Genomic DNA, 24,185 nt, shown 5'->3' with positions numbered 1-24,185 from the left:
CCCCACCTTTCAGTCTATATCTAATATAAAATGCCGATAATCATGCGCGCTTAAAGCATCATCTGCGGATCGACGTCTACGCCGAGCTGCACGCCATGGCGCTTCGCGCCTTCCTGAAGTTCCTTGAGCACCTCGGCCGTCCAGCCGGGCACGTCGGGATTTCCCTGATATTTTATCATACATTGGAAACGGTAGCGATCCTTGAGCCGCGCGATCGGCGACGGCACGGGGCCCAGCACCTCGACGGCGATCCCGCCCGGCCCCGGCCTGCCGTCCGCCTTCGCGCCGACCGCCGCAGCCTTCTCCCGCATCTTGGCTGCGAACGTCTGCCCCATGGACAGCAGCAGCGGCACCTGCTCATGCGTCAGCGTAAGCGTGAGCAGCCTGCCGTAGGGCGGATATCCGAGCGCACGGCGATGCCTGAGTTCCTGATGCGAGAATCCGCGAAAATCGTGCCGCTCGACGGAGGCGATCGATGCGTGCTCGGGCTCGTACGTCTGGACGATGACCTCTCCGGGGAGCTCGTGCCTGCCGGCGCGGCCCGCTACCTGCGTGAGCAGCTGGAACGTCCGCTCCGCCGCCCGAAAATCCGGCAGCCGAAGCGCGGAGTCGGCGGCAAGCACGCCGACCAGCGTCACGTATGGAAAATCGAGCCCCTTAGCGACCATTTGGGTGCCGAGAAGCACGTCCGCCCGGCGCTCGCGGAATTCCGTCAGCCAGCGCTCGTGCGAGCCCTTCTCCGTTGTCGTATCGACGTCCATGCGAATGACGCGGATGCCGGGAAACGTCGCGGCCAGCGCCTCTTCCACCTTTTGCGTGCCCGTTCCGAAAAAACGGATGTGCGGGCTTGCGCACGAAGGACAAGCTTCCGGTTCCCGCTCGGAGTAGCCGCAATAGTGGCAGCGCAAATTGCGCGAGCCCCGGTGGTAGGTCAGCGCGATGTCGCAGTGCGGACACGAAGCCGTGTAACCGCAGGAGCGGCACATGACGAACGTCGCATAGCCGCGGCGGTTGAGCAGCAGCACCGTCTGCTCGCCGCGCGCGAGCCGCTCGCGCAGCGCGTCCGCAAGCGCGCGGCTGAACATCGCGCGGTTGCCGAGCCGCAGTTCCTCTCGCATGTCGATAATGGTAACGCGCGGCAGCGGCCGGTCCGCGACCCGTTCGGGAAGCGGCACGTAGACGGGCACGACCTCTTCCCCGCGTCCGCCGATGCCCGGCGCGATCTCGATCGCCGCGCCGTACGTCTCGAGCGACGGCGTCGCCGAGCCGAGCACGACGGCCGCGCCGTGACGCTGCCCCCGCCTGACCGCGACGTCGCGCGCATGGTACTTCGGGCTCTCTTCCTGCTTGTAGGTCGTCTCGTGCTCTTCGTCGATGATGATCAGTCCGAGCCGGGAAAAAGGCGCAAAAATGGCGGACCGTGCGCCGACCGCCACCGTGGCTCTTCCCTCGCGGATTTTACGCCATTCGTCGTACCGCTCGCCGCTCGACAGCCGGCTGTGAAGCACGGCGACCCGCGCGCCGAACCGGCTCTTGAACCGCTCCACCATTTGCGGCGTAAGCGCGATCTCCGGCACGAGCACGATCGCTTCGCGTCCCTGCCGCAGCGCCTTCTCGATCGATTGCAGGTACAGCTCGGTCTTGCCGCTGCCGGTCACCCCGTGCAGCAAAAATACCCGGTGCGCCTCGCGGTCGACGGCATCGGCGATCGGCGCGAACGCCTGCTGCTGCGCCGGCGTCAACGCGAGCGGAACAGACGGCTCAAAATTGCGTCCGGCGTACGGATCGCGCTGCACGGTCACCGGCGCGAGCTCGATCAGCCCTTTGTCGGCCAGGCTGCGGATAACCGCCGTCGTCGTGCCGGCCGCTTCGGCCAGCGCCTGCTGGGCGATCGGCTCGCGGTTCGCGAGCAAATACGCGAGTACGTCGCGCTGCTTGGCCGCCCGGTTCGGCAGTTCGAGCAATGCGCTTCGCAGCTCACCCTCCGACGGCGGAACGACCGTCAGCACGGTCTTGACCGACAGGCGGTCCTCCACCTGCTGCCGTTCCTCCAGCTTGCCCTCCGTAAGCCAGCGCTTGACGGCCGCTACGCGTTCCGGATGCTGCTGGAGCAGCTGCGACAGCTTCAGCGTGCCATGCCGCTCCAGCGCCTCGAGCAGCTCGGGCTGCTCGAACCGGTCCAGGGGCGTCCACTCCGTGTTCGGCGCCGCCGAGATATACTTCTCGGTCTTGCCCTTAAGCGCGGCGGGCAGCATCGCCTGAAGCGCGACGGTGAGCGGGCACAGCCAGCGCTCGCTCATCCAGATCCCCAGCTCCACGAGCTCTGGCGACAAGGGCGGCACGGCGTCGAGCACGTCCGCGATCGGCTTCAGCCGCCGGCGGTCGACCTCCGAATCCTCCGGCAGCTCAAGCACGATGCCTTGGAGCGTCCGGCCGCCAAAGGGTACCGCAACCCGGCTGCCGACCTCGACCCAGCCTTCCAGATGCGCGGGTACCGAGTAGTCGAACGGCCGGTCCGCGTCGCGGGTCGGCACGTCTACGCTGATCCTGGCGACGTTCATGCCCGCGGGCCTCCGCCTTCGCCTTCGCCGGCGCGCAGACCGGGCGCGCGCGCAAGCACGACTCGCCAGATGCGGCCGGCCGCCTCTCGCTTGGACTGGAGCGGCAGCGTCTCGACGAGGCCATCGGACCCGTACAGGCTTACAATGTTCGTATCCGTTCCGAAGCCCGCGCCCGGCTGGGATACGTCGTTCGCGGCGATCAGGTCGCAGCGCTTGCGGCGCAGCTTGTCGAGCGCATAGCGTTCGACGTCGCCCGTCTCCGCGGCAAACCCGATAATATAAGGCTTGTCCTTGCCCGCGCCGCCGCCTTCATGCTTCCAGTCGCCGATCGCCTGCAAGATGTCCGGGTTGCGCACAAGCTCCAGCGTCAGCTTGTCCGGACCCTTTTTCATCTTGACCTTCTCGCGCTGCACCGGCCGGTAATCCGCGACGGCCGCAGCCTTGATGACGACGTCCATGGCCGGAAGCCGCGCCATGACGGCATCGTACATCTCCTGCGCCGATTCGACCCGTACGACTTCGGCGCCGGGCGGCGGCTCGAGCTCCGTACGCGCCCAGACGACGGTCACGTCCGCGCCGAGCGCGCGGGCCTCCTCGGCGAGCGCAAATCCCATTTTGCCGGACGAGTCGTTCGTAATGTAACGGACCGGATCGAGCCGCTCCAGCGTGCCGCCCGCCGTGATGAGCACCCGCTTGCCGGCAAGCGGTTTAGGACCCGCGAGCAGTTCGACCACGACCTGCGCGATCTCGTCGGGCTCGGCCAGCCTGCCCTTGCCGACGTAGCCGCAAGCGAGCTGGCCGGTGCCGGATTCGACAAATCGCACCCCGCGCCGCGCGAGCGTATCGAGATTGTCTTGCACGGCCGGATGTGCCAGCATGTGCACGTTCATGGCGGGCGCGATCAGCACCGGCGCCGTCGTCGCGAGCAGCGTCGTGCTCAGCATGTCGTCGGCGATCCCGTGCGCAAGCTTCGCGATGCTATTGGCGGTTGCCGGAGCGACCACAACCAGGTCGGCCGCGTCCGCCCAGTCGATATGCTGCACAACGGCCGCATCCCGCTCGTCGAATACGTCCGTCGCCACCGGATGCCGCGACAGCGTCTGGAGCGTCAGCGGCGCGATGAACTTCGTCGCCCCTTCTGTCATGATGACGCGCACGCTCGCGCCGAGCGAGACGAGACGGCTGCACAGGGTGGCCGCCTTGTAGGCCGCAATCCCGCCCGTGATGCCGAGTATGATGGTTTTTCCCGAGAGCGAATGGTTCATACCGAGCGCCCCTTCCTCACGATTCTGAAAAAAAAACAACCTCGAAGGGTTGTTTGCAGCCATTTATGCTTGTTCTTCTTCCTCGGCCAGTTCTTCTTCCGTGATCGCCTCGACCGTGATGTAGTCCTTAAAAATCTCTTCTAGTGCCACGCCTACGAACTTGTGGGACTTCGGTGCGTGCAGCTTGCTAGTCTGGCCTTCGCGCAGCGACCGCGCGCGCTTGGAAGCCGCGACGACCAATGTGTACTTGCTGTCTACCTTGCGGACGAGCTCGTCAATCGATGGGTATAGCATCTAATCACCTCTCCGGTATGTTCTGCTTTTCGCGCAGGCCTTCAAGCTCGACGAACAGCTCGTGCAGGAAGCGCTCGCGCTTGCAATGCTCGGCAACCATAATGCTCTCGATCCGGCGGCAAGCCGCGTCGATCTCGTCATTGACCACTGCGTAATGGTAATGCTCAAGCAGGTTCATCTCTTCGACCGCAACGGAAAGACGATGATCGATGGTCGCCTGCGTCTCCGTGCCGCGCCCCGTGAGCCGGTCCTTCAGCTGCTGAAGGGAAGGCGGAAGCAGGAAGACGAGGACGCCCTCGGGAAACTTCTCCCGAACCTTGACGGCGCCTTGAACCTCGATCTCCAAAATGATGTCCTTGCCCTCGGAGAGCGTCTTCTCGACGAAGTCGCGCGGCGTGCCGTAGTAATTGCCTACATACTCGGCATGCTCGAGCAGGGCGTCGCGTTCGATCATATCCTTGAATTGCTCGCGCGTCTTGAAAAAATAATTGACGCCGTCGATCTCGCCTGTCCGCGGTGACCGCGTCGTCGCCGAGACGGAATAGGTCAGGTCGGGCAGCTTGCGGCGCAGCGCCGCGCACACCGTCCCCTTGCCGACGCCCGACGGACCGGACAATACGATCAGCAAACCTCTGTTCATGGACTTCCCCGATTCATTCGTCATGTTCGTCGTCTTTGGTGGACAGGCGATGCGCCACCGTCTCCGGCTGGACCGCGGACAGTATCACGTGATCGCTGTCCGTAATAATGACGGCGCGCGTGCGGCGGCCGTACGTCGCGTCGATCAGCATATGCCGGTCGCGCGCTTCTTGAATGATCCGCTTGATCGGCGCGGACTCGGGACTCACGATGGAGATGATCCGATTCGCCGATACGATGTTGCCGAATCCGATGTTGATGAGCTTAATCGCCATGCCACTATTCCCTCCGGTCCATGTCTTGCTGGCAGCGGCCGGATGGCGCCGGATAGGCACCATTGTTGCCACTGTGGCGTTTCCGCATACCGCAATCGATGGAATACGCTTGGCACCGTCCGCGTACGGCATGTGGAGAACACCGGTTCGCGGCAGGCCATATTGATTCATTTTACTTGATAATCGTTGGTCGGACAAGAGGCGTAGCCGCAATTGTCGGCATGAACGCCGCTTTTCTCCTTGACGTAACGCGTCAGCTCGACCGTCATCTCATAATGAAGGAACGGCGTCATGAGATAAATACCGTTAAAATGCTTCATCGCCGCGTCCAGCAGCTCCTTGGCGACCGCGATCCCTTCAGCCTTTCCTTCCGCCCCTTCGAGACCGCGCATCCGCTCGCGGACGGCGTCGGACAACTGGATGCCTGGAACCTCGTTGTGCAAATATTCGGCGTTGCGGCCGTTCGCCAGCGGGAAAATGCCGAGGAAGATCGGCACATCCAGATGCTTGGTCGCCTCGGCGATCCGCTCGATCAACCCGACGTCGTAGACCGGCTGCGTCATGATGTAGTCCGCGCCGGCGGCCACCTTCTTTTCGAGCCGCTGCACCGCCTTGTCAAGATGCTTGACGTTCGGGTTGAACGCCGCGCCGATGACGAACTTCGCCTTCTGCTTGAGCGTGCGGCCGGAGAAGGCGACGCCTTCGTTCAGCTGCTTGATCATCTTGATGATCTCGAACGATGTCAGATCGTATACCGAGCTCGAGCCAGGCAGGTCGCCGAACTTCGCAGGGTCTCCCGTGACGGCGAGCACATGGTCGATGCCGAGTGCATCGAAGCCCATCATATGCGATTGCGTGCCGATCAGGTTGCGGTCGCGGCAGGCGATGTGCACGAGCGGCCGGATGCCGACGCGCTCCTGGACAAGCGCACCGAGCGCCATGTTGCTCATGCGCGTGACCGCGAGCGAATTGTCCGCCATCGTCAACGCGTCGGCGCCTGCGTCGCGGAGCGCGGCCGCGCCGTCCATGAAGCGGCCGATGTCGAGATCCTTCGGCGGATCGAGCTCGACGATGACGGTGTGGCGCCGGCGGGCAAGCTGAGCGATGTTCGCCGGCTCGCCTTTGCCGTCATCGGCCGATTCGGCGCGCTGCCGGGAAGGCGCAACGATGATCTCGGCGGCCGTAGCCGGCCGCAGTGATTCCGCCAACGACGGCGCATAGCCGCGCAAGGCCGCGGCGATCTCCGCGATATGCTCCGGCGTCGTCCCGCAGCAGCCGCCGAACAGACGGACGCCGTTGTCCGCGAACGCCCTGGCGTTCTCGCCGAAGTAGGCCGGCGAAGCGGAATAGACGACCCTGCCGTCCTCGTAATCCGGCAGTCCGGCGTTCGGGAAGGCGCTGAGCGGCAGCCCGAGATCGAGCGGGATATTCTGAACGGCGCGCAAAATGCCGTTCGGACCGCTGCGGCAGTTGAAGCCGACGACGTCGGCCCCCTCGTCCTTAAGCCGGCGAAGCGCCTCGCCCATCGGCACGCCGTCGCGCGTCACCGCAGGATCGTCTACGGCGAACTGGCAGACGACCGGCAGGTCGCCCAGCTTGCGCGCAATGCGCAGCGCCAGCATCAGCTCGTCGAGCTCGAAAAACGTCTCGAGCAAAATGCCGTCCGCGCCGGCCCCGACAAGCGCGCCGATCTGTTCCTCGTAGTCGCGGGTAATCTCCGCCGTCCGCGCGTTTTTGCGCTGGCCGGCCCGGATCGCGCCTACCGCGCCGAGCACGTAGGCGGCGTCGCCGCCTGCCTGCCGCGCGAGCGCGACGCCGGCCGCATTGATGTCGGCGGTACGCTTTTCGAGGCCGAACCGTACCAGGTTGCCATGCTGCGCGGCGAACGTATTGGTCTCGAGGACTTCCGCGCCGGCGGCCGCGTAGCGGCGATGAACCTCAAGGATCATCTCGGGCTTGATCAGGTTGTATTCTTCGAACGCGACGCCGATCGGGAATCCCAACTGGTAGAGGTAGGTTCCCATCGCCCCGTCGCCGACGAGCGGCCGCTGGCTCAGCGCTGTGCGAAAATCCGGTTTCAAGAGGCTTCCCATCCTATCTATGTCATAAATGATTGTACGCAGAATCGTTCTACTAATGTAGCATACTTCTTCCCGCGCGGAAATGGCAGAAGCGGCACCGAAGCCGTAAATCCCTTTAAAAACAGAGAAGAACCCGGACAAGTCCGGGTTCCCGCAAAGCGTATGGCGGCGGCCGATGGGCCGCGTCTTCGTCAGACCGTACCGGTGTATACCGCTTCGGCCGGACCGGTCATGTAGACGCGGTTGTTATCCTCGCTCCACTCGATATACAGGTCGCCGCCGGCGAGCGAGATCGTCGCCGAGCGGCCGGTCAGTCCGTTCAGCACGGACGAGACGAGCGTCGCGCAAGCGCCGGTGCCGCAGGCGAGCGTCGGACCCGCGCCGCGCTCCCAGACGCGCATGTCGACTTGCTCGGCCGAGTTGACCTTCGCGAATTCGACGTTGATCTTGCGCGGGAACAGCGAATGCGTCTCGAGCTTCGGTCCCCAGGTTGCCAGGTCGAAGCCGACCGCGTCGTCCACGTAGATGACGGCGTGCGGATTGCCCATCGAGACGGCGGTGAACTTGAACTCGCGTCCGTCGATCTCGACGGATTGTCCGATGACGGGATTGGCGTCGATCGTCGTCGGCACGTCGAGGCCGTTCAGGATCGGCTCGCCCATGTCGACGCGGACGCGGCGGACGCTGCCGTCCTCGACCTCGAGCTGGACGGGCTGCACGCCGGCGCCCAGCGTCTCGATCGTAATCGCTTCGCGGTCGATCAGACGGTTGTCGTACACGTATTTGGCGACGCAGCGGATGGCGTTGCCGCACTGCTCGGCTTCCGAGCCGTCCGAATTGATGATGCGCATTTTAAAGTCCGCGCGCTCCGACGGCAGGATATAGACGAGACCGTCGGCGCCGATGCCGAAGTACCGGTTGCAGAGCTTGACGGCGCGCTCGGCGGCGTCCGCGGGCAGCGAAGCTTCGCCGTGCACCACGATGAAGTCGTTGCCGAGACCGTGCATTTTCGTAAATTGCATAGGGGTTAGCCCTCCTGGTATGAAGTTCGGGGTCGGACCTGTCCTTCCGTGTCCCTATCATACCGCACCGGGACTTCGCTGCGCATACAGGATTCGCAATTTAGTTTGTACTTTTCCGCATCGAAATGCCGCCGGGAGCGTGTCTGCCCGCAAGCCCCCTGGAAGCCGCTGCATGCCGCCGCGCCCGAGCAGACGCTCCATCTCGCCCAGATGGCCCTCCAGCGTGATCGGGTTATAGTTGCCCCATTAATCGTTCATGATCTATGCCCGGCCCTCAGCCGCCGCCGTCTCTCCCTCTGCGACCGCATCCTTGAGCTTATCGCGGGTCTGTTAGGCCCTGTCCTCGTAAGCGGCAATCCAGGCGTCGACCGCATCCTTGAGCTTATCGCGGGTCTGTTCGGCCCTGTCCTCGTAAGCGGCAATCCAGGCGTCGGCCGCATCGGCGCGTCCCACCAGCTCGCCGAGCGTCCGCAGGCGCGTAAACTCGTCCGTGCCGTACGCGATGGTGACCGTCGGCGCGATCTTGGACAGTTGATCCAGATCGCCCTTCTCGACAAAGTCCGGCACGACGATCAGATCGGGCGCGAGTTGCTCTTCGGAGAGCGATTGCTTGGCGTTCACATGGTTGGTCCCGATCATCGACTGGCCGAGCGCGACCATCCCGAAGGCAAAGTAATGCGCGACCAGACCAGCTTCTCGGGCTTGACGGGAATCTCGACCTGCCGGCCTACTGCGTCCGTATACGTTCGAGTGGCGGCTGCCGAAGCAGGTGATGCGGCGGCGCTCGATGCAATGTCGGTCGATCCAGCGGAGGAAGACGGTGCGGGCGCAGATGGCGAAGCTGCGGCAGAAGACGCGGCAGTCTACCGCATGCCCGCGCGGCGAACAATGGACAATTAGACAGCGCCGCATGGACAAAATGAGAAAAGCCCGCCCCTCGCGCTGGAAGAGCGCGGTCGGGACAGGCTCGCCACTTGTCGAATGAACGAGGCGGCAGCGATATGAATCGGTCAATCGGCGGTTTTGGCAGCGAGCGCGATCAGCGGACGATCGTCTTGACCGGGCCTGCCCCGCGGCCGCCGCCGTACGAGATGCGTCCGCCGGAACGGCGGCGGCGCGACGAGCCCCATACGCTGCCGATGCCCATCGCAAAGGTCGGGATGCCGGCGGCTACGAAGACGAGCGCCCAATCGCGAAGGTTTAGCGGCACGGTCTTAAAGATCGGCTGCAGCGGCTCGAAATACAGGACGGCGAGCAGGAGCAGCAGCGAGGACAGCACCGCCAGCACGAGAAACTTGTTCTCGAAAAAGCGGCGGTGGAAAATAGAGCGCGAGCTCCGGCAGTCGAACACGTGGATCAGCTGCGCCATGACGAGCGTAGCAAACGCGACGCTCTGCGCGTGGACGAGCGTCGCGGCATCCGCATCCCGGCCGCCGAGGGCGAGGACGAACGCCGCCAATGTGCAAGCGCCGATCAGCACGCCGCGGCTGACGATCTTCCAGCCGAGACGCCGTGCGAAAATGTTCTCCTTGGCCGACCTCGGCTTGTGTCGCATCAGATCGCTCTCGGCCTGATCGACGCCGAGCGCCATCGCGGGCAGCCCGTCGGTGACCAGGTTCACCCATAGGATCTGGATCGGGATGAGCGGCAGCGGCAGCGCCGCCATCATCGCGAAAAACATGACGAGAATTTCGCCGACGTTGGAAGCCAGCAAATAGCGAATGAACTTGCGGATATTTTCATAGATGCCTCTGCCCTCTTCGACCGCCGCGACGATCGACGAGAAGTTGTCGTCGGCCAGTACGAGCGCCGAAGCCTCCTTGGTCACGTCCGTTCCCGCGATGCCCATCGCGATGCCGATGTCCGCCGCCTTGACGGCCGGCGCGTCGTTCACACCGTCGCCGGTCATGGCGACAACATGACCGCGGCGCTGCAGCGATTGTACGATACGCAGCTTGTGCTCCGGCGATACGCGGGCGTAGACGTAGACTTCGTCCGAGATCTTGTCGAGCTGGTCGTCGGTCATGCCGGCCAACTCCGCGCCGCTGACGGCCTTGCCGTCTCTGGGCAGAATGCCTAGCGTGCGCGCGATCGCTTCCGCCGTCATCTGGTGGTCGCCGGTGATCATCACCGTCTTGATGCCGGCCGCCTTGCACTTCGCGATCGCGCCCGGCACCTCGCGGCGCGGCGGGTCCATCATGCCGCCGAGTCCGACGAAGACAAGTCCCTCCTCCGCCTGCTCCTCGGAATCGCAGGTCTCGCCGCCCTTGGCCTCCCGATAAGCGAATCCGAGCACGCGCAGCGCCTCGCCGCCCATCTCCTCGTTGGCGCGCAGCACCTTTTGCCTCAGCGTCCCCGTGAACGGCACGACCTTGCCGTCCCACAAGACATAGGCGCAGCGGTCGATCAGCATGTCCGGCGCGCCCTTCGTGCAGATCAGCCGGCCGCCCTGATGCGAGACAAGCACAGACATCCGCTTGCGCTCCGCGTCGAACGGAAACTCCTTCACGCGCGGATAAAGCGCTTCGAGCGAGGCCCGCGGCAGTCCCGACTTGGCGGCAAGCGCCAGCAGCGCACCTTCCGTCGGGTCCCCCTTTACGAGCCAGTCTGCGTCCTCGAGCTCTTCCTCTTCGCTGCGTTCTGCCTTGCGGCCCCGGTTATCGGCAGCGCGTTCGGTCTTTGCCAGCTCCGCGTTATTGCAAAGCGCGGCGACCTGGATCAGCCTTCTCAACGAGGCGTCTCCCTTGACGTCGATCGCGTTTCCGCGCTCGAGCAGTTGGCCTGCCGGCCCGTAGCCTTCGCCGGTCACTTCGATGTCCCTGCCGCCGGTCCAAACCTTGGTGACGGTCATTTTGTTCTGCGTGAGCGTACCCGTCTTGTCGGAACAAATGACGGATGCGCAGCCGAGCGTCTCGACCGACGGCAGCTTGCGCACGATCGCCTTGCGCCGGATCATGCGCTGCACGCCGAGCGCGAGCGCAATCGTGACGATCGCGGGCAAGCCCTCGGGGATGGCGGCTACGGCAAGGCTGACGCCGGCCAGGAACATGCCGTACAGCGGCTGGCCGTGCAGCACGCCCGCGACGACGACAAGCACGGTGAGCGCCAGGGCGACGACGATCAGAATCTTGCCGAGCTGCTCCAGCCGGTGCTGCAGCGGGGTCTCGGCCTCTTCCGTCTGCTGGATGAGGTCGGCGATCTTGCCCATCTCGGTGCTCATGCCGGTGCGCACGACGACGCCCCGGGCGGTTCCGCGCGTCACCATCGTGCCGAGATAAGCGCAGTTTTTGCGGTCGCCAAGCGGCAGCTCCGCCGCATAGAGCGGCATCGACTGCTTGGCCGCCGGAACGGACTCACCGGTGAGCGCGGCTTCCTCGATCGTGCATTGGCTGCTCTGCACGAGACGCAGGTCCGCGGGCACGCGGTCGCCGCTCTCAAGCAGGACGAGATCGCCCGGCACCAGCTCGCTGGCTGGAACGACCTCGAGGCTGCCGCCGCGGATGACCTTCGCGTTCGGCGCGGACAATTCCTTGAGCGCTCTCAGCGAACGCTCCGCCCTGAATTCCTGATAGAAGCCGAGCAGGCCGTTTAAGACGATGATGGCGATGATCGTGAGCGCGTCCAGCATCTCGCCGAGCAGTCCTGATACGACCGTCGCCCCGGCCAGTACGAGCACCATAAAATCCTTGAATTGATTGAGCAGCAGCTTGATCGGAGACTCCCTGCGCTTCTCCGCCAGCTCGTTTTTCCCGTGTCCCGCCAGCCTCTCCTGCGCGGCGCTAGGCGCCAGCCCTTCCTTCGTGTTCGTCTGGAGCAATACGGCTAGCTCGTCTTCGCTTAGCTGATGCCAGGCCTTCCCTTCCACGACGGGTTCCTCCTCCCGGATATCGCCCTCCGGACGAAGCCGGACAGCCTACTAGCCTATGTCTATTCGGTCAAGCCCGGAAATATCCCCTTGTCCGTCTCCTTTCCGCTTCCGTTTGGCAGCACGGCATGAAGGGAACGAGAGCGCTCCTAAAACTGATGCTCGCATAGACAAACCATTTACGCGTAAACGTTTCTTTTCGCAAACTTATGCTTATACGCCCGGTTACACGGAAACCCACGTATCTACTCACACACTATCGTCCGCGAGCGCCGTCGTATGGAAAAACCGCATAGGGCCGCAGAAACCTTCATCAGCAGAATGCCGTTGCAAGATAAGCGCAAAAAGGCACGATCGTCACCGCAGAGACGCCCAGGAAGGTGCCGATAAATGCAAAAAGGCGCTATCGTCACCTCCAAGGCTTCCAGGATGGTGCCGATATGCGCAAAAAAGCACTAACGCAGCGAGTGGTGCCACCTTTTTTTTGCAATTGATAGGCCCGAACGCCCTTGCTACACGGAAATACCTCTTATCTCCTCGCAAATTCATCGTCCGGGCGCCCGTCTATGCGGAAAACGCTCCGCTTAAGCGCTTTGCCGATTAAAAAATTTCTTCGACACCGCCGCCAGCTCCTCGCCTTTCCCTTTGGGACCATCTATGGCATCATTAAAGAAACGGAACTTCCGAAAAACGCACCGGTCAGGAGTCATGCCTTTATGTCACTCGACGGCATCGTCGTACGTGCGCTCGTCCACGAGCTGAAAGAGATCGTCGGCGCCCGCATCGCCAAAATCTATCAACCGACCGAAAACGAGGTCGTCCTGCATATCCGCGGCCAGGGCTTCGGCCGCAAGCTGCTGCTGTCCGCGCATCCTTCGATGCCGAGACTTCATTATACGGAGCAGCCCTGGGCCAACCCTCAGGAGCCCCCGATGTTCTGCATGCTGCTGCGCAAGTACTGCGAAGGCGGCATCATCGAAGCGGTGCGCCAGCTCGGCGCCGAGCGGATCGTCGAGATCGATGTCCGGCACCGGGACGAGCTCGGAGATCTGTCGCTCAAGCGTCTCGTCCTTGAGATCATGGGCCGCCATAGCAACCTGGTGCTGCTCGACCCGGCGACCGGCGTCGTCCACGACAGCATCCGGCACGTGACGCCCGCCATCAGCAGCTACCGGGTCGTGCTGCCCGGCGTCAAATACGTGGCGCCTCCGGCGCAGGACAAGCAAAACCCGCTGGAAGCGACGACGGCCGATGTCGCGGCGGCGCTGGCCCAAGCGGCCGGCTCCCCGACAGCAGGCGCATTGGTCGAAGCTTTTACGGGACTCAGCCCGCTGCTCGCCAAAGAGATCGTCTACCGCGCCGGCGGCCGCGAATCCGACATACCGGCCGCTTTCACTGCGCTGATGAGCGATGCCGCCGCCCATCGCTACGCGCCGTCCATCGCAGAAGATCCTTCCGGCAGGACCCAGTTCCACGCGCTGCCGCTGACGCATGTGCAAGGCGAGGCGCGCGGCTGCGATTCCATGCACGCTTGTATTGAGGCATATTATATCGACAAGGCCGAGCGCGATCTCGTCCGCCAGCGGACCGTCGATCTGACCCGCTTGCTGCAAAACGAGACGGCCAAAAACGTCAAAAAACTGGAGAAACTCCGCCAGACGCTCCAGGAAGCCGAAGGCGCGGACAAATACCGCCGGCTCGGCGAGCTCTTGACCGCGCATCTGTATGCGACGAGCAAAGGGGATAAGCAGGTCGAGGTGACCGATTATTACGAGGAGGATCAGCCGACGGTCCGGGTTCAGCTGGACCCGCTGCTGACGCCGAACGAGAACGCTCAGCGTTATTTCCGCAAATATACGAAAATGAAAAACAGCCGCGAGGTCGTCACCGAGCAGATCGAAGAAACGGAGCGCGAGATCGCCTATCTCGGATCGGTGCTGCAGGGCCTGGACACGGCCACGCCGGCTGATATCGAGGAGATTCGCGCGGAGCTGACGGAACAGGGCTACATCCGCGCGCGCGGCGGCCGCAAAAGCGACCGGGGCAAAAAGAAAAACGACCGGCCCGCCATCCTCTGCTATACGTCCAGCGAGGGCGTGCCGATCTATGTAGGCAAAAACAATACGCAAAACGATTACGTAACCAACCGTCTGGGACAGCCGAGCGACACTTGGCTGCACACGAAGGACATGCCCGGCTCGCACGTGCTCATCCGTGCCGTCGATTACGGCGAGCAGACGCTGAGGGAAGCGGCCATGCTGGCCGCTTACTACAGCAAGGGCAAGGAGTCCAGCCTCGTCCCGGTCGACTATACGAAGATTCGCCTCGTCCGCAAGCCGAGCGGCGCGAAGCCGGGCTTCGTCATTTACGAGGGGCAGAAGACGCTGTTCATCACGCCGGACGAGTCGCTCGTTCGCAATCTCGCCAGCGTCGTTAAAAAGGCTTAAGCCCCGCCGTGCAAGAACAGGCCGGGTCGCGAATCAGCCTGGCCCGGAAGGCCAGACGGGACGCTCCTCGAATTCGACCGCCACGACCGTGTTCCATCCGTCCAGCAGCGAGGCGGGCAGGTCGATCGAGAGCCGCTGGACGCTATGATGCCCGTCGACGCCTCCCGCGAAGCCGCTGATCACCTCCGTCCGGCAGTTCAACGGCTCGCCCGTCCTCACCAACCTGACCCCGCGTACCCGGCCGCCGATCTCGCGCAGCTCGAGCGGGAACCGGGGGATATCCCTGACATGCAAATAGACCGTGTTCGCCTTGACGGTCGTCGGACCGTAGAAGGCCGGGGGAAAATGCGCCGGCGTTCTTCGCGTGCCGTAAACGCTCTCTCCAGAGTGCCGCAGCCAGACGCCGATCGCCTCGAGCCGCGCGAGCGCCGGCTCCGGCCAGCTGCCGTCCGGACGCGGCCCGACGTTCAGGAGCAGGTTGCCGCCTTTAGTCGCGACCTCGAGCAGCGTGTCAAGCAGTGCCTCGGGCTGCTTGTACGTATCGGGATCGGAATGATAGGCCCATTGGTGGTTCATCGTCATGCACGTCTCCCACCACTCTTCCGGGGGATGCAGCGGCACGAACTGCTCGGGTGTCTCGTAATCGCCTGCATCGGGCAGCCGATCGTTAATGACGAGATGCGGCTGCAGGTTAAGCATCATCCGCTTCACTTCGTGGCTACGCCAGCGGTCCGCGCCGAATCCCGGCACGTCGAACCAGATCAAGTCGATGCGCGCGTAGTTGGTCAGCAGCTCCCGGAGTTGCTCTACGAAGCGCTGGTGAAACGACCACCAGCGCAGCGGATCGTAAACGTAAGGCCTCGGCGAAGCCAGCCAGGGTGCGATCGGGATCGTCGCGAAGTCGGGGTCGTGCCAGTCGATTGTCGTGAAGTAGAGACCGACCTTAAGCCCCTCTTCTCTCATCGCTTCGACGTATGGCGCGATCAGGTCGCGCTTCGGCCCCCGCCGCATGGCGTTGTAATCCGTTGTCTTCGTGTCGAACAGGCAAAACCCGTCATGGTGCTTGGCGGTCAGCACGACGTATTTGGCGCCGGCTTCCTTGGCCGTGCGCGCCCAAGCTTTGGGATCGTAGTTTTCCGGATTGAACTCGTCCGCCAGCGCCTCGTAGACCTCTACGCCGATCGCCTGGTCGCTCTTGTCGAGCAGCGGCCACGACGCTTCGATCTCCCTCAGCGAATAGGGTCCCCAATGGATAAAAAGGCCGAATCTCGCTTCGTCGAACCATTGCGCTTCCGGATGCGACGCTCTCATGCCCAAGCCCCTCCTCCCGATGCGGCAACGCGCAAGCGAATGCGCCGCGACCGCTTATTTAACGCGATATTCCTCAAAATAACGGGGCAAAATCGTCGTCGACGCGCCGGGCAGCTCGGGCAGCTTGTAGAAGCCGTTCGCCACCTCGATCGGCTCCTCGAAAATATGTCGGATCCATGGAATGTACTCGAGCATGACCGCGTTCGGCGTCGCCGCCACGAGATGTTGGTGAATCTGTCCCATATCCCCGACATGGGGGCAGACTGGCAGGTCGTACGCGGCGGCCAGGCCGGCTACCTGCAGCCACTCGGTCACGCCGGCTACCCGCGTTACGTCCACCTGAACGTATTCGACGGCGCCCTGGGCGATATAATCCCGGAACGCGTATTTGTTGTACACATGTTCGCCGAGCGCGATCGGCACGTTCAGTTCGTCGGCCAGCTTGCGGTGTCCCGGGATGTCGTCGGGATTGAGCGGCTCCTCGAGCCAGATCAGGTCGAACTGCTCCAGCTTTTTGCCCCAGGTCATCGCCGTCGTGATGTTCCATTGCTGGTTGACGTCGATCATGAGACCCGCCTCGTCGCCGATCGCTTTGCGGACCGCCTGTACCCGGTCGAAGTCCTCGCGCGGATCCGGCTTGCCCACCTTCATTTTCACGGCCGTGAAGCCCTGCTCCAGCATCGACGTCATGTCCGCGATCAGCCGCTCCTTGCTCCAGTTGAGCCAGCCGCCGTTCGTATTGTAGGCTTTGATCTTGTCCGGCTTGTGCCCGCCGAGGTATTGCCAGAGCGGCTTGCCCGCCGCCTTGGACATGATGTCCCACAGCGCGACGTCCACGGCCGCAAGCGCCATATGCGTAATTCCCGCGCGTCCGATCCAGTGCATCGGCCCGAAGCGGAGATCGTCCCAAATACGCCTGACCATAAAAGGATCCCTGCCGATGAGCGCGGGCGCATAATAGCGGTCGATCGTGTCTGCGATCATCTCGTCGCCCTTGGCGGTCGTTCCAGTATAGCCATACCCGACGATGCCTTCGTCCGTCTCGATGCGGACGCCGTTGACGCCCCAGTGCGTCGCGACGTTGATGGCGTCCGTAATGGGCGGCGTAATCGGCACGTGTAACATAAAGCTTTCTGCTTTCGTGATTTTCATAGATATCCTCCTCATTTTAAAAGATGCAGCATGAGAGCTCGTTCATTGGCACCGCGCTCGCCGCTTTAATAGCCGAGCGAGGCGCCGCCGTCGACGGGCAGGGCGACGCCGGTGATGAACCTTGCGCCTTCCGAAGCGAGAAACAACGCGGCATCCGCGATCTCCTCGGACGAGGCGGGCCGGCCGAGCGGATGCATGTCGGCGAGCAGCCGGGTCGTCGCCTCCGGATCCGGCTGCCCAAGCCGCCACTGCTCCAGCAGCGGCGTCATGACGCCGGCGGGGCACAGGCAATTTACGCGGACGCCGTCCGGCGCGTAGTCGAGCGCCAGCGCCTTCGTCATCGCGATAACGGCGCCCTTCGTAGACGCGTAGACGGCGTTTTGCTTCTGGCCGACGAGCCCGTTAAGCGAAGCCATGTTCACGATGTTGCCCTTGGAGCGGCGAAGCGCGGGGATCGTGTGCTTGATCGTCAGGTACACGCTCTTCAGGTTGACGGAGATGACGCGCGTCCACTCCTCCTCGCTCACCGCTTCAAGCGGCTTGGGCAGAATCGTCGCCGCATTGTTAAGCAGCACGTCGATTCTGCCATAGGTCTCCAGTATCTCCGCTACGGCGCGCGCGACATCCGCTTCCGACGAGACGTCGGCGCGCACGGCGCAGGCTCGCCCTCCCTCGGCCGCGATCGCGTCCGCGACGCGGCTCGCGCCCCCGGCGTCGATATCGACTACAGCGACGATCGCGCCTTCGGCCGCGAACCGCCGGGCGACGACTTCGCCGATTCCCGAAGCGCCCCCCGTGATAAGACAAACCTTCTCGTTTAGCAGCATAGGCCTATCCTGCCTTTCTCCGATTGCTGACGGTATAATGTAAATAATAAATCGTGTATGATTTTAAAAGTATCATACATGATTTATTCCGTAAAGGGGGAATCGTTCCCCGTTTTATCTACGAAAAACTGTCGCGCAAACGCTGCCGTGCACGCTGCAAATGCCGCTCCAAGGCGGCTGTCGCTTCGTCCGTATCGTCCGTAAGCAGCGCGTTTAAGATCCGGACGTGCTCTTCTCTTTCGTCTGCGATTGCAATCGTAAAGTTCAACAGGTTCAAATAGCGGTAAATCCGCTCGATCAACGACACGACCATGCGCTGCAAATTCTCATTGTCGGCAAACGCCAAAATCGTGCCGTGCAACCCTTCGTTCATTTTGAACATGCGGCTTGCGGATCCCTGGTTTGCGCCTGCTTCTTCTTTGGCAGCCGTCGTCTCCGCCAAAATCCGGCGAAGCTGATCCTTCGGGATGCGGGCCGCGGCTTTTCGCAGGGCGAGCGTCTCCAGAGAAAGGCGGATCTCGAAGATCTCGTCGATGTCCTTGGCGTTCATGGCCGCCACGAACATGCCTTTAAACGGGACGACGGATACGAGTCCCTCGGAGGAAAGCCGCGAGAGCGCCTCGCGAATCGGAATGTTGCTGACCCCGAGGTCTCTCGCGAGCTTGTCGATGTTGATTTTATCGCCTGCGGACATTTCGTGGGACAGAATGCGTTTTTTCAGCAGCGCGTACAGCTCGTCGGCGAGGACGTAGCGGTTCAAGGACGGCGGATTGTCCGGCATGGGCTCACCCTTTTCAACGTTTGCTCCATTTTATCATACACGATACATGCTGCGCGCCTGGTTTAAGATCCGTTTCCCGTTAAAAAACGATTATCCCGGATGTCCGTATCCGCACATGCAGTCAGCCGGATCGCGTCCATAAGCTTGGCGAAGCCTGCCGTCTGCACCGCGGTAATTTCGTTGCCGGAGAAAACAAGGCCCCGCGTCCCGTGCGCCTCCAGTACGACGGCATCCCGCGTCTCGAAGCGATTGTCCGTCAGTCGGATCCCGCGATGGACCGGCCGCTCCGCATCCGGCTCCGAGACGGCCGGCACGACCGCCACGACCGGGCAGTCGGTATCGCCGCAATCGACGAACTTGTTGCCGCGGATCGTGAGATCCCGTACCGGACCCGATTCGAACCAGGAGAAGGAGGCGCCCTCGATCCAGACGGCGCTCTTTCGCATTTGTTCGAACGTATCGTTTTCGATGATCGCCGGACGGCGCGTCGTCAAGAGGATGCCGCGCGTCGGAATGCGCGCGAACCGGTTGCCGGCGATGTGGACCTCCGGCGTCCAGGTTACGTTTTCCACGACGTTGCCTTCCTCCACCGCTTCAGGCACCGGATCCGCCAGTGTCACTTCGAGCAAACGGTCGCTCAGCCTCTCCGCAGCCTTGACCGTCCCCGTGCCGATTGCCGTCAGCGTTCGGGCGCAGGCGAACTGCGCCGGCGTTGATAAGCGAAATGCGATCGGCGCCGAAGCGAGCGGCGAGGTAAGCCCCGGTGAGCGCGCGCCAGCTCGCCTTGTATGCGTCGGACGCGCCCGCGCCCTCGGTGATGGAGCCGCCGAGAAAAGCGAAGGCGAGCGGCCGGCTTCCGCGCGGCGCTTGAACCGCTGCAGTCCTGCCCGTTGTTGAATAAGTGCTGCGGTCATATTGTCATCTCCTCCTTAAAAAGCGGGACCCTCCACTAATGGAAGAGTCCCGTACTTTTTCAGTTTACGTTACTGGGCAGTCAGTCTGCGGAAGCTTCGAGCAAGTCTGCCAACGCCCAGTGCCCGGCAGGTACGTCGGACCACTTGGAGACGCCGCCCGCCAGCGCAGGCTCGCGGCCCAGCACGCGGTTGAGCAGCGTGACCGCTTCCGCGCGCGTCAGCGCCTGGCCGGGACGGAACGTACCGTCCGCATAGCCGCCGATCCAGCCTGCGCCTTGCGCTTGCTTGATCGCCGCCTCGGCCCAGCTGCCGTCCGTATCGCCGAATCCGGCGCCCGGCGCTCCCGAAGGCTGCGCGAGCTTCACGGCCAGCGCCGTCATCTCGGCGCGCGTGACCGCCTGATCCGGGCGGAACGTGCCGTCCGCGTAGCCGTTCATAAGCCCCAGCTTGCCGACGGCAGCGATATCTGCCGCAGCCCAATGGCTTGCGGAGACGTCCGCGTAAGACTTGGCTTGCACGCCGGCCGTGCTGCTCGAATCCGCGGCGAGTCTCGCGACGATCGTCGCGATCTGCGCCCGCGTCAGCGCGGCGCCAGGTCTGAAAGTACCGTCCGCAAAGCCTTGAATATAAGCTTTATGAGCGGTTGTCGGCTGGCTGCTCAGCTTCAGCAGCGTGAAGGTGCTGAACTTGTTCACCGTAATCTTAAATCCTTTGCCCGTACCCAGATCGACGAGCTCGCCGCGCTTCAGTTCGGTCGAACCGTCGCCGTGCTCGACGAAGACGCCCAGTTGGTTCGCGCCGGAGCCGACGATTTCGCCGATCGGCAGCACGATATCGACGTCTTTGCCCTGAAGGTTCGTTTCGATCGACACCGGGCGTCCGATGACCGCCGTGTTTTCGCCGTATACGGCGTTGACGACGCTCGATGCGTTCGCGCGATCGTGCGCGGCCGTCCGATCCGCCTCGCTCTTCAGCGGCTTGATCGTGAAGAACAGATCAGCGCCGGCCGCGTTAAGCGATGCCGCAGGTATGACGATCTTAGCGCCGCCGATCGCAAAGCCCAGGTCAAGCTTGCCGTCCGCGAGCTGCTTGGCGATGTCCGCCGGAATCGTCACCTTGGTCTCGGATACCTCGTCCTTGGCATCGGGAACGGCAAGCGTAATCGATTTTGCGCCGGCCGCCGTTTGCTTGGCAATCGCATCCCTTACCGCCGTGCCCGAGAAAGACAATTCGTCCCGCTTCGTGCCGCCTGCGAGCGTCGTCCGGCTGACGTCCACGACAACCGCTGCGCTGCCTGAGCCGCCATCGACGCTGCCTTGCACCTTTTCAGGCGCAGGTGTCGCAGTCGCAGGGCCGGACGGCGTCTGCGGCACGACGTCAACGCCGGCTACCGTATACGCAAGACCGTCGGCGAGCAGCAGCTCTCCCGATTTCTTAATGACCTTGACCGTATGCGAGCCGCTCGCGAGTCCGTCGAGATGGAATACGTTCTGCTGCAGCTTGAGCGCATCGCTCTCGGCGCTGCCCGTTCCTTTGGATACCCCGTCCACCAAAACTTCGAACTCGCCTTGCGAAGGACCGGTCGGCATGCGCAGCGTGAACCCCGTTCCTTTGAACGAATAGCTGTAAGCATCGCCGTTTTGCGTGGCATAATGGATATCGCTGAACGCATCGCCCTTGAAGCTGAACGAAAGCTTCGTCGTGCCGGCAGGCAGCCCGGCCAGATAGGCGGAGCGAATCGTGACCGTATCGCCGTTCACTTCATAATCGGTGCCGGCCGACAGCGTCGCATTGCCGTTTTTAACGGCCGCCAGGCTGCCGCTGTCCCGGAGCAGGGTAACGGTCGCATCCGCCGGCTGCGCCGGGTCGAACCCGATCTCTTCTTCGCCGAGCAGGCTCGGCTTCTCGATCCGAAGCGCGTCGAGCAGCATGAACTGGCCGTTTTTCTTGACCGCCTTCAGCGTATGCTGGGCGTTGATCAGCCCGGAGACGCTGTACACGGTCTGGAAGCCCTGACGAACCTCGCTGCGCGTGTCGACGGTCGAGACGAGCTGCCCGTCCAGGTAGACCTCCATGTCGCCTTGGGAATTGTCCTTTTCAGTGACGATACCGACTCCCGTGCCCGAGAACACGTAAGTAAACGAATCGCCGTTGTTTTCCGTAAACTGCACGTCGCCTTGATAATCGCCGTACGGACGGCCGCTGTTGTTGTTCCAGGAGCCGCTGTAAGCGATGCCTGCATCGCTATTGTTGACGAGCACGTAACGAAGGCCGGACGTATCGGTTACGTTAATCGTCAGCGTCTGCGCCGCGCCGCCGCTGAACGCGAACGTCAGCTGCGCGGCACCGACCGGCAGATTGGCCAGGTACGACTTCTTGATCGTCACCGTCGTACCGGCGACGGTATAATCCGTGCCAGACGACAGCGCGTCGTCTCCGTTCGCGATGCCGGCCAGCGTATTGCCGTTCAGCGTCAGCGTCGTCGTGACGTCGGTTTGGTTCGCGGGCTTCTTATCGAAGGAAGCCGTCTTGGGGTTGATCGCGCTGCGCTGTCCGCTGATCGCCACCGTCTTGGTCTCCGAATCGCCGCCCGCAAAGGTGAAGGATAGCGTAGCATCGCCCGCGGCAAGCCCTGCAAAAACATCCTTTTTGACCGAAATCGCGCCGTTCGCTACGGCGTAATCGGCAGGGGCTGCGAGCCCATTGCCGTTCAGTGTCACGCTCTTCAAATAGCGCGCGTCGACCTTCAGCGCTGTCGTGACGTCCGCCGGATGCTCCGAGTCGAACGAGACTTCCGACGAATCGATCAGATGCTCGACATGCACCTTCAGCGCATCCAGCAGCGCATAGCCGCCGGACTGCTTGACGCCTTTCACCGTATGCGTCGCGCCGTCAAGCCCGCCGACGCGGTAGACGGTCTGCTGCACCGAGCGTCCGTCGCCGTTGTACGTGTCCGCGATGCCCTGGAGCGCGCCGTCCAGGTAAATGTGGACATTGCCCTGGGAGCCTTCCTTTTCGGTAATATAGTCGATGCCCGTACCCTTAAACGTCAGTTGAAACGAATTGCCGTTTCCTTCCGTCCAGTGAACGTCGTTCGAATAATCGCCGACGCCCCGGCCATCGCTGTCGTTCCAGACTCCGTTATACTGCACGTCAGCGTCGTCGTCGTTCACCACGTAATAATGATCCGCGGCCGTCAACGCTTGCGCGTTCTTCGATTGATCCTGCGCCTGGCCGGCTTCCTGCCGTCCCGCCGCAGTCAGTCCCGGCGCCGCGCTTCCTACGTTCACGGTCAGATCCTGCGACTCGGCCGACACTTCCTTGCCGCCGTTGCGCGTCCAATTTCCTTCATAGACGAAGCCCGTGTCGTCATCGTTCGCGAACGACGTTCCGCTTTGCGCCGTTACTTTGAACAGGCGCGACGCATGAGGATCTACGCTTTCCGCCGTATAGCCCTTCTCGAACGTGCCGAGCTCGCTGTGGCTCCACAGATCGCGGACCGATGCCGGACCGTCCAGCCCGATATCGCTCCAATTCACGGCAATCGATTCGGCTTTTGTGCCAAGGTTGAACACGGCGACATTATAAGTGCCGTCTCCGTTGTTCGCGTACCATACCTGCTGGCTCGTCGCGGTCGATACGGGATGCGCCGGACGGCCCGCCTGATCGACGGCGATCACTTCGTCATTGGTAAGCAGCTGGAGGCCGTAGCTGTCCAGACGCGTCAGATCGTTGCCCGTGTACAGCGGCGCAGCCGATACGGCCCAGAACGTCATCGCCGTCTGGCGCTCGTCTTTGGTGAGGCCGTCCATCGCGCCGTTGCCTACGTTCAGGGAGTCAAAGTCGTTCCAGCCGGTGCGTGGACCCGCATCCCGCCACCAGATCGCGGCGTCGGGGAACAGCCGGGCGATGTTGGCCCACTGCGTCAGGCCGACCTTCGGGTCGTACGATTCGACATCCCAGTTGACGCGCCAGCCGTTGGCGTACTTTTTCCACACGTCCGCATAGTTATGGTCGAGCGCCCAGGACAGCTCGAACCAGATTTTGTTACGGGCAAGCGCTTTGGACCAGGCGGCCACGTCGTCCCGTGCGTCGATCGTCGTATCGTTGTGGCCGGAGCCCGGCGTCACGCTGTCGAACTTGACGAAGTCGATGCCCCAGGAGCAGATCAGATCCGCGATCGAATCGATGTAGGCCTGCGCGCAATCGGGATTCGTGTTGAAATCGATCTTGTAGCCGATATTCCAGTAATCCGCGTACTGAATCGGCTGCTTCGTGATGTCCCGGATATGACAGCTCTCCGTGCCGTAGATCGGCAGGTTGGCCTCGTATGCGGCGGGAGACAGACCTGGAATCAGATAGATGCCGATCTTCTGTCCGTTGGCGTGAACGTAGTCGATGACGTTCTGGAAGCCGTCCGGGTACAGCGTCTCGCTCGGAATCGGCCGGGCGTACTCGTCCATGCCGCCGTTCCAGCCGGCATCGATGTTGATATAGTTGTAGCCGTGCGCCTGCAGCTTCTCGTGCATCGCATCGGACATTTGCTTGATCTTCGCCGCCGACGTCCAGTTGCCCGAAGGGCCGTCGTACACCTGCATGCTGTAGCTGCTCCAACCCATATACGGCTTTTGCGCCAGCTCTTTATCTGCTGCGGCGGCCCGGTTCGCGCCAGGCGCGACGAGGCCGAGCTGCGCGACGATCGCGCCGGCGAGCAGCAGAGCGAGACTTTTTTTCTTAAAAGTACGATGCAA

The 24,185-nt window shown here is 62.8% G+C and carries 17 protein-coding genes; 2 read left to right on the top strand and 15 right to left on the bottom strand.

Features of this window, described 5'->3' with window-relative positions; genetic code table 11:
• Positions 1-50: 50 nt before the first annotated feature.
• The 8 genes from priA to ACFSR7_RS27675 form a co-directional block, all read right to left on the bottom strand.
• Complete coding sequence (gene priA / locus ACFSR7_RS27710) at positions 51-2,561, bottom strand: primosomal protein N' (RefSeq protein WP_378167265.1); 2,511 nt, start codon at positions 2,559-2,561, stop codon at positions 51-53.
• On the bottom strand, positions 2,558-3,826 hold the full coding sequence (gene coaBC, locus ACFSR7_RS27705) for a bifunctional phosphopantothenoylcysteine decarboxylase/phosphopantothenate--cysteine ligase CoaBC (protein ID WP_378167263.1): 1,269 nt from the start codon (positions 3,824-3,826) through the stop codon (positions 2,558-2,560). Before coaBC ends, priA begins: the two co-directional genes overlap by 4 nt.
• Before the next feature lie 63 nt (positions 3,827-3,889).
• Positions 3,890-4,120 (bottom strand): DNA-directed RNA polymerase subunit omega, encoded by a 231-nt coding sequence (rpoZ, locus tag ACFSR7_RS27700; protein WP_378167261.1) that lies wholly within the window; start codon positions 4,118-4,120, stop codon positions 3,890-3,892.
• A 4-nt stretch (positions 4,121-4,124) separates the two neighbouring features.
• Positions 4,125-4,760, bottom strand: coding sequence for a guanylate kinase (gmk, locus tag ACFSR7_RS27695; protein ID WP_378167259.1), 636 nt, complete (start codon positions 4,758-4,760; stop codon positions 4,125-4,127).
• 13 nt (positions 4,761-4,773) lie between these two features.
• Complete coding sequence (remA, locus tag ACFSR7_RS27690) at positions 4,774-5,034, bottom strand: extracellular matrix/biofilm regulator RemA (protein WP_027084220.1); 261 nt, start codon at positions 5,032-5,034, stop codon at positions 4,774-4,776.
• Between the two features lie 167 nt (positions 5,035-5,201).
• Complete coding sequence (locus tag ACFSR7_RS27685) at positions 5,202-7,115, bottom strand: bifunctional homocysteine S-methyltransferase/methylenetetrahydrofolate reductase (RefSeq protein WP_378167257.1); 1,914 nt, start codon at positions 7,113-7,115, stop codon at positions 5,202-5,204.
• Between the two features lie 191 nt (positions 7,116-7,306).
• Positions 7,307-8,137, bottom strand: coding sequence for a diaminopimelate epimerase (gene dapF, locus ACFSR7_RS27680; RefSeq protein ID WP_378167255.1), 831 nt, complete (start codon positions 8,135-8,137; stop codon positions 7,307-7,309).
• A gap of 330 nt (positions 8,138-8,467) precedes the next feature.
• Positions 8,468-8,776 (bottom strand): ABC transporter substrate-binding protein, encoded by a 309-nt coding sequence (locus tag ACFSR7_RS27675; protein WP_378167253.1) that lies wholly within the window; start codon positions 8,774-8,776, stop codon positions 8,468-8,470.
• A gap of 36 nt (positions 8,777-8,812) precedes the next feature.
• Between ACFSR7_RS27675 and ACFSR7_RS27670 the strand changes: the two genes are divergently transcribed.
• Complete coding sequence (locus ACFSR7_RS27670) at positions 8,813-9,037, top strand: hypothetical protein (protein WP_378167251.1); 225 nt, start codon at positions 8,813-8,815, stop codon at positions 9,035-9,037.
• Between the two features lie 139 nt (positions 9,038-9,176).
• Here ACFSR7_RS27670 and ACFSR7_RS27665 read toward each other — a convergent pair whose 3' ends face one another.
• Complete coding sequence (locus ACFSR7_RS27665) at positions 9,177-12,002, bottom strand: calcium-translocating P-type ATPase, SERCA-type (RefSeq protein WP_378167249.1); 2,826 nt, start codon at positions 12,000-12,002, stop codon at positions 9,177-9,179.
• Positions 12,003-12,718: 716 nt separating this feature from the next.
• On the opposite strand from ACFSR7_RS27665, the gene ACFSR7_RS27660 reads away from it, so the two are divergent.
• Positions 12,719-14,449 (top strand): Rqc2 family fibronectin-binding protein, encoded by a 1,731-nt coding sequence (locus tag ACFSR7_RS27660; RefSeq protein WP_378167248.1) that lies wholly within the window; start codon positions 12,719-12,721, stop codon positions 14,447-14,449.
• Positions 14,450-14,482: 33 nt separating this feature from the next.
• Here the strand turns inward: ACFSR7_RS27660 and ACFSR7_RS27655 are convergent, their stop codons facing one another.
• The 6 genes from ACFSR7_RS27655 to ACFSR7_RS27630 all read right to left on the bottom strand — a co-directional run bounded on the left by ACFSR7_RS27655 (position 14,483) and on the right by ACFSR7_RS27630 (position 24,185).
• Entirely contained in the window at positions 14,483-15,760 is a 1,278-nt protein-coding gene (locus ACFSR7_RS27655; protein WP_378167246.1) for an alpha-L-fucosidase, read from the bottom strand.
• Between the two features lie 54 nt (positions 15,761-15,814).
• Entirely contained in the window at positions 15,815-16,912 is a 1,098-nt protein-coding gene (locus ACFSR7_RS27650; RefSeq protein ID WP_378167245.1) for a mandelate racemase/muconate lactonizing enzyme family protein, read from the bottom strand.
• Positions 16,913-16,977: 65 nt separating this feature from the next.
• Positions 16,978-17,739 carry an SDR family NAD(P)-dependent oxidoreductase gene (locus ACFSR7_RS27645; RefSeq protein ID WP_378167244.1) on the bottom strand — a complete coding sequence of 254 codons (762 nt, stop codon included), beginning with the start codon at positions 17,737-17,739 and terminating at the stop codon, positions 16,978-16,980.
• A 118-nt stretch (positions 17,740-17,857) separates the two neighbouring features.
• Positions 17,858-18,520, bottom strand: coding sequence for a GntR family transcriptional regulator (locus ACFSR7_RS27640; RefSeq protein ID WP_378167242.1), 663 nt, complete (start codon positions 18,518-18,520; stop codon positions 17,858-17,860).
• A gap of 62 nt (positions 18,521-18,582) precedes the next feature.
• Positions 18,583-19,434: a right-handed parallel beta-helix repeat-containing protein gene (locus tag ACFSR7_RS27635; protein WP_378167240.1), complete on the bottom strand. Its 852-nt coding sequence runs from the start codon at positions 19,432-19,434 to the stop codon at positions 18,583-18,585.
• Positions 19,435-19,514: 80 nt separating this feature from the next.
• Positions 19,515-24,185 (bottom strand): X2-like carbohydrate binding domain-containing protein, encoded by a 4,671-nt coding sequence (locus ACFSR7_RS27630; RefSeq protein WP_378167238.1) that lies wholly within the window; start codon positions 24,183-24,185, stop codon positions 19,515-19,517.

This window comes from Cohnella sp. GCM10020058 (assembly GCF_042683485.1).
GTDB lineage: Bacteria > Bacillota > Bacilli > Paenibacillales > Paenibacillaceae > Cohnella.
Note: the sequence above shows the minus strand (reverse complement) of the source record. Positions and strands in the feature narration are given on the sequence as shown.

Excerpts from the sequence above, each read along its gene's own strand:
- priA (WP_378167265.1), bottom strand. The coding sequence starts at position 2,561 with ATGAACGTCGCCAGGATCAGCGTAGACGTGCCGACCCGCGACGCGGAC.
- coaBC (WP_378167263.1), bottom strand. The coding sequence starts at position 3,826 with ATGAACCATTCGCTCTCGGGAAAAACCATCATACTCGGCATCACGGGC.
- rpoZ (WP_378167261.1), bottom strand. The coding sequence starts at position 4,120 with ATGCTATACCCATCGATTGACGAGCTCGTCCGCAAGGTAGACAGCAAG.
- gmk (WP_378167259.1), bottom strand. The coding sequence starts at position 4,760 with ATGAACAGAGGTTTGCTGATCGTATTGTCCGGTCCGTCGGGCGTCGGC.
- remA (WP_027084220.1), bottom strand. The coding sequence starts at position 5,034 with ATGGCGATTAAGCTCATCAACATCGGATTCGGCAACATCGTATCGGCG.
- dapF (WP_378167255.1), bottom strand. The coding sequence starts at position 8,137 with ATGCAATTTACGAAAATGCACGGTCTCGGCAACGACTTCATCGTGGTG.
- ACFSR7_RS27675 (WP_378167253.1), bottom strand. The coding sequence starts at position 8,776 with ATGATCGGGACCAACCATGTGAACGCCAAGCAATCGCTCTCCGAAGAG.
- ACFSR7_RS27670 (WP_378167251.1), top strand. The coding sequence starts at position 8,813 with ATGCGCGACCAGACCAGCTTCTCGGGCTTGACGGGAATCTCGACCTGC.
- ACFSR7_RS27660 (WP_378167248.1), top strand. The coding sequence starts at position 12,719 with ATGTCACTCGACGGCATCGTCGTACGTGCGCTCGTCCACGAGCTGAAA.
- ACFSR7_RS27655 (WP_378167246.1), bottom strand. The coding sequence starts at position 15,760 with ATGAGAGCGTCGCATCCGGAAGCGCAATGGTTCGACGAAGCGAGATTC.
- ACFSR7_RS27650 (WP_378167245.1), bottom strand. The coding sequence starts at position 16,912 with ATGAAAATCACGAAAGCAGAAAGCTTTATGTTACACGTGCCGATTACG.
- ACFSR7_RS27645 (WP_378167244.1), bottom strand. The coding sequence starts at position 17,739 with ATGCTGCTAAACGAGAAGGTTTGTCTTATCACGGGGGGCGCTTCGGGA.
- ACFSR7_RS27640 (WP_378167242.1), bottom strand. The coding sequence starts at position 18,520 with ATGCCGGACAATCCGCCGTCCTTGAACCGCTACGTCCTCGCCGACGAG.
- ACFSR7_RS27635 (WP_378167240.1), bottom strand. The coding sequence starts at position 19,434 with ATGACCGCAGCACTTATTCAACAACGGGCAGGACTGCAGCGGTTCAAG.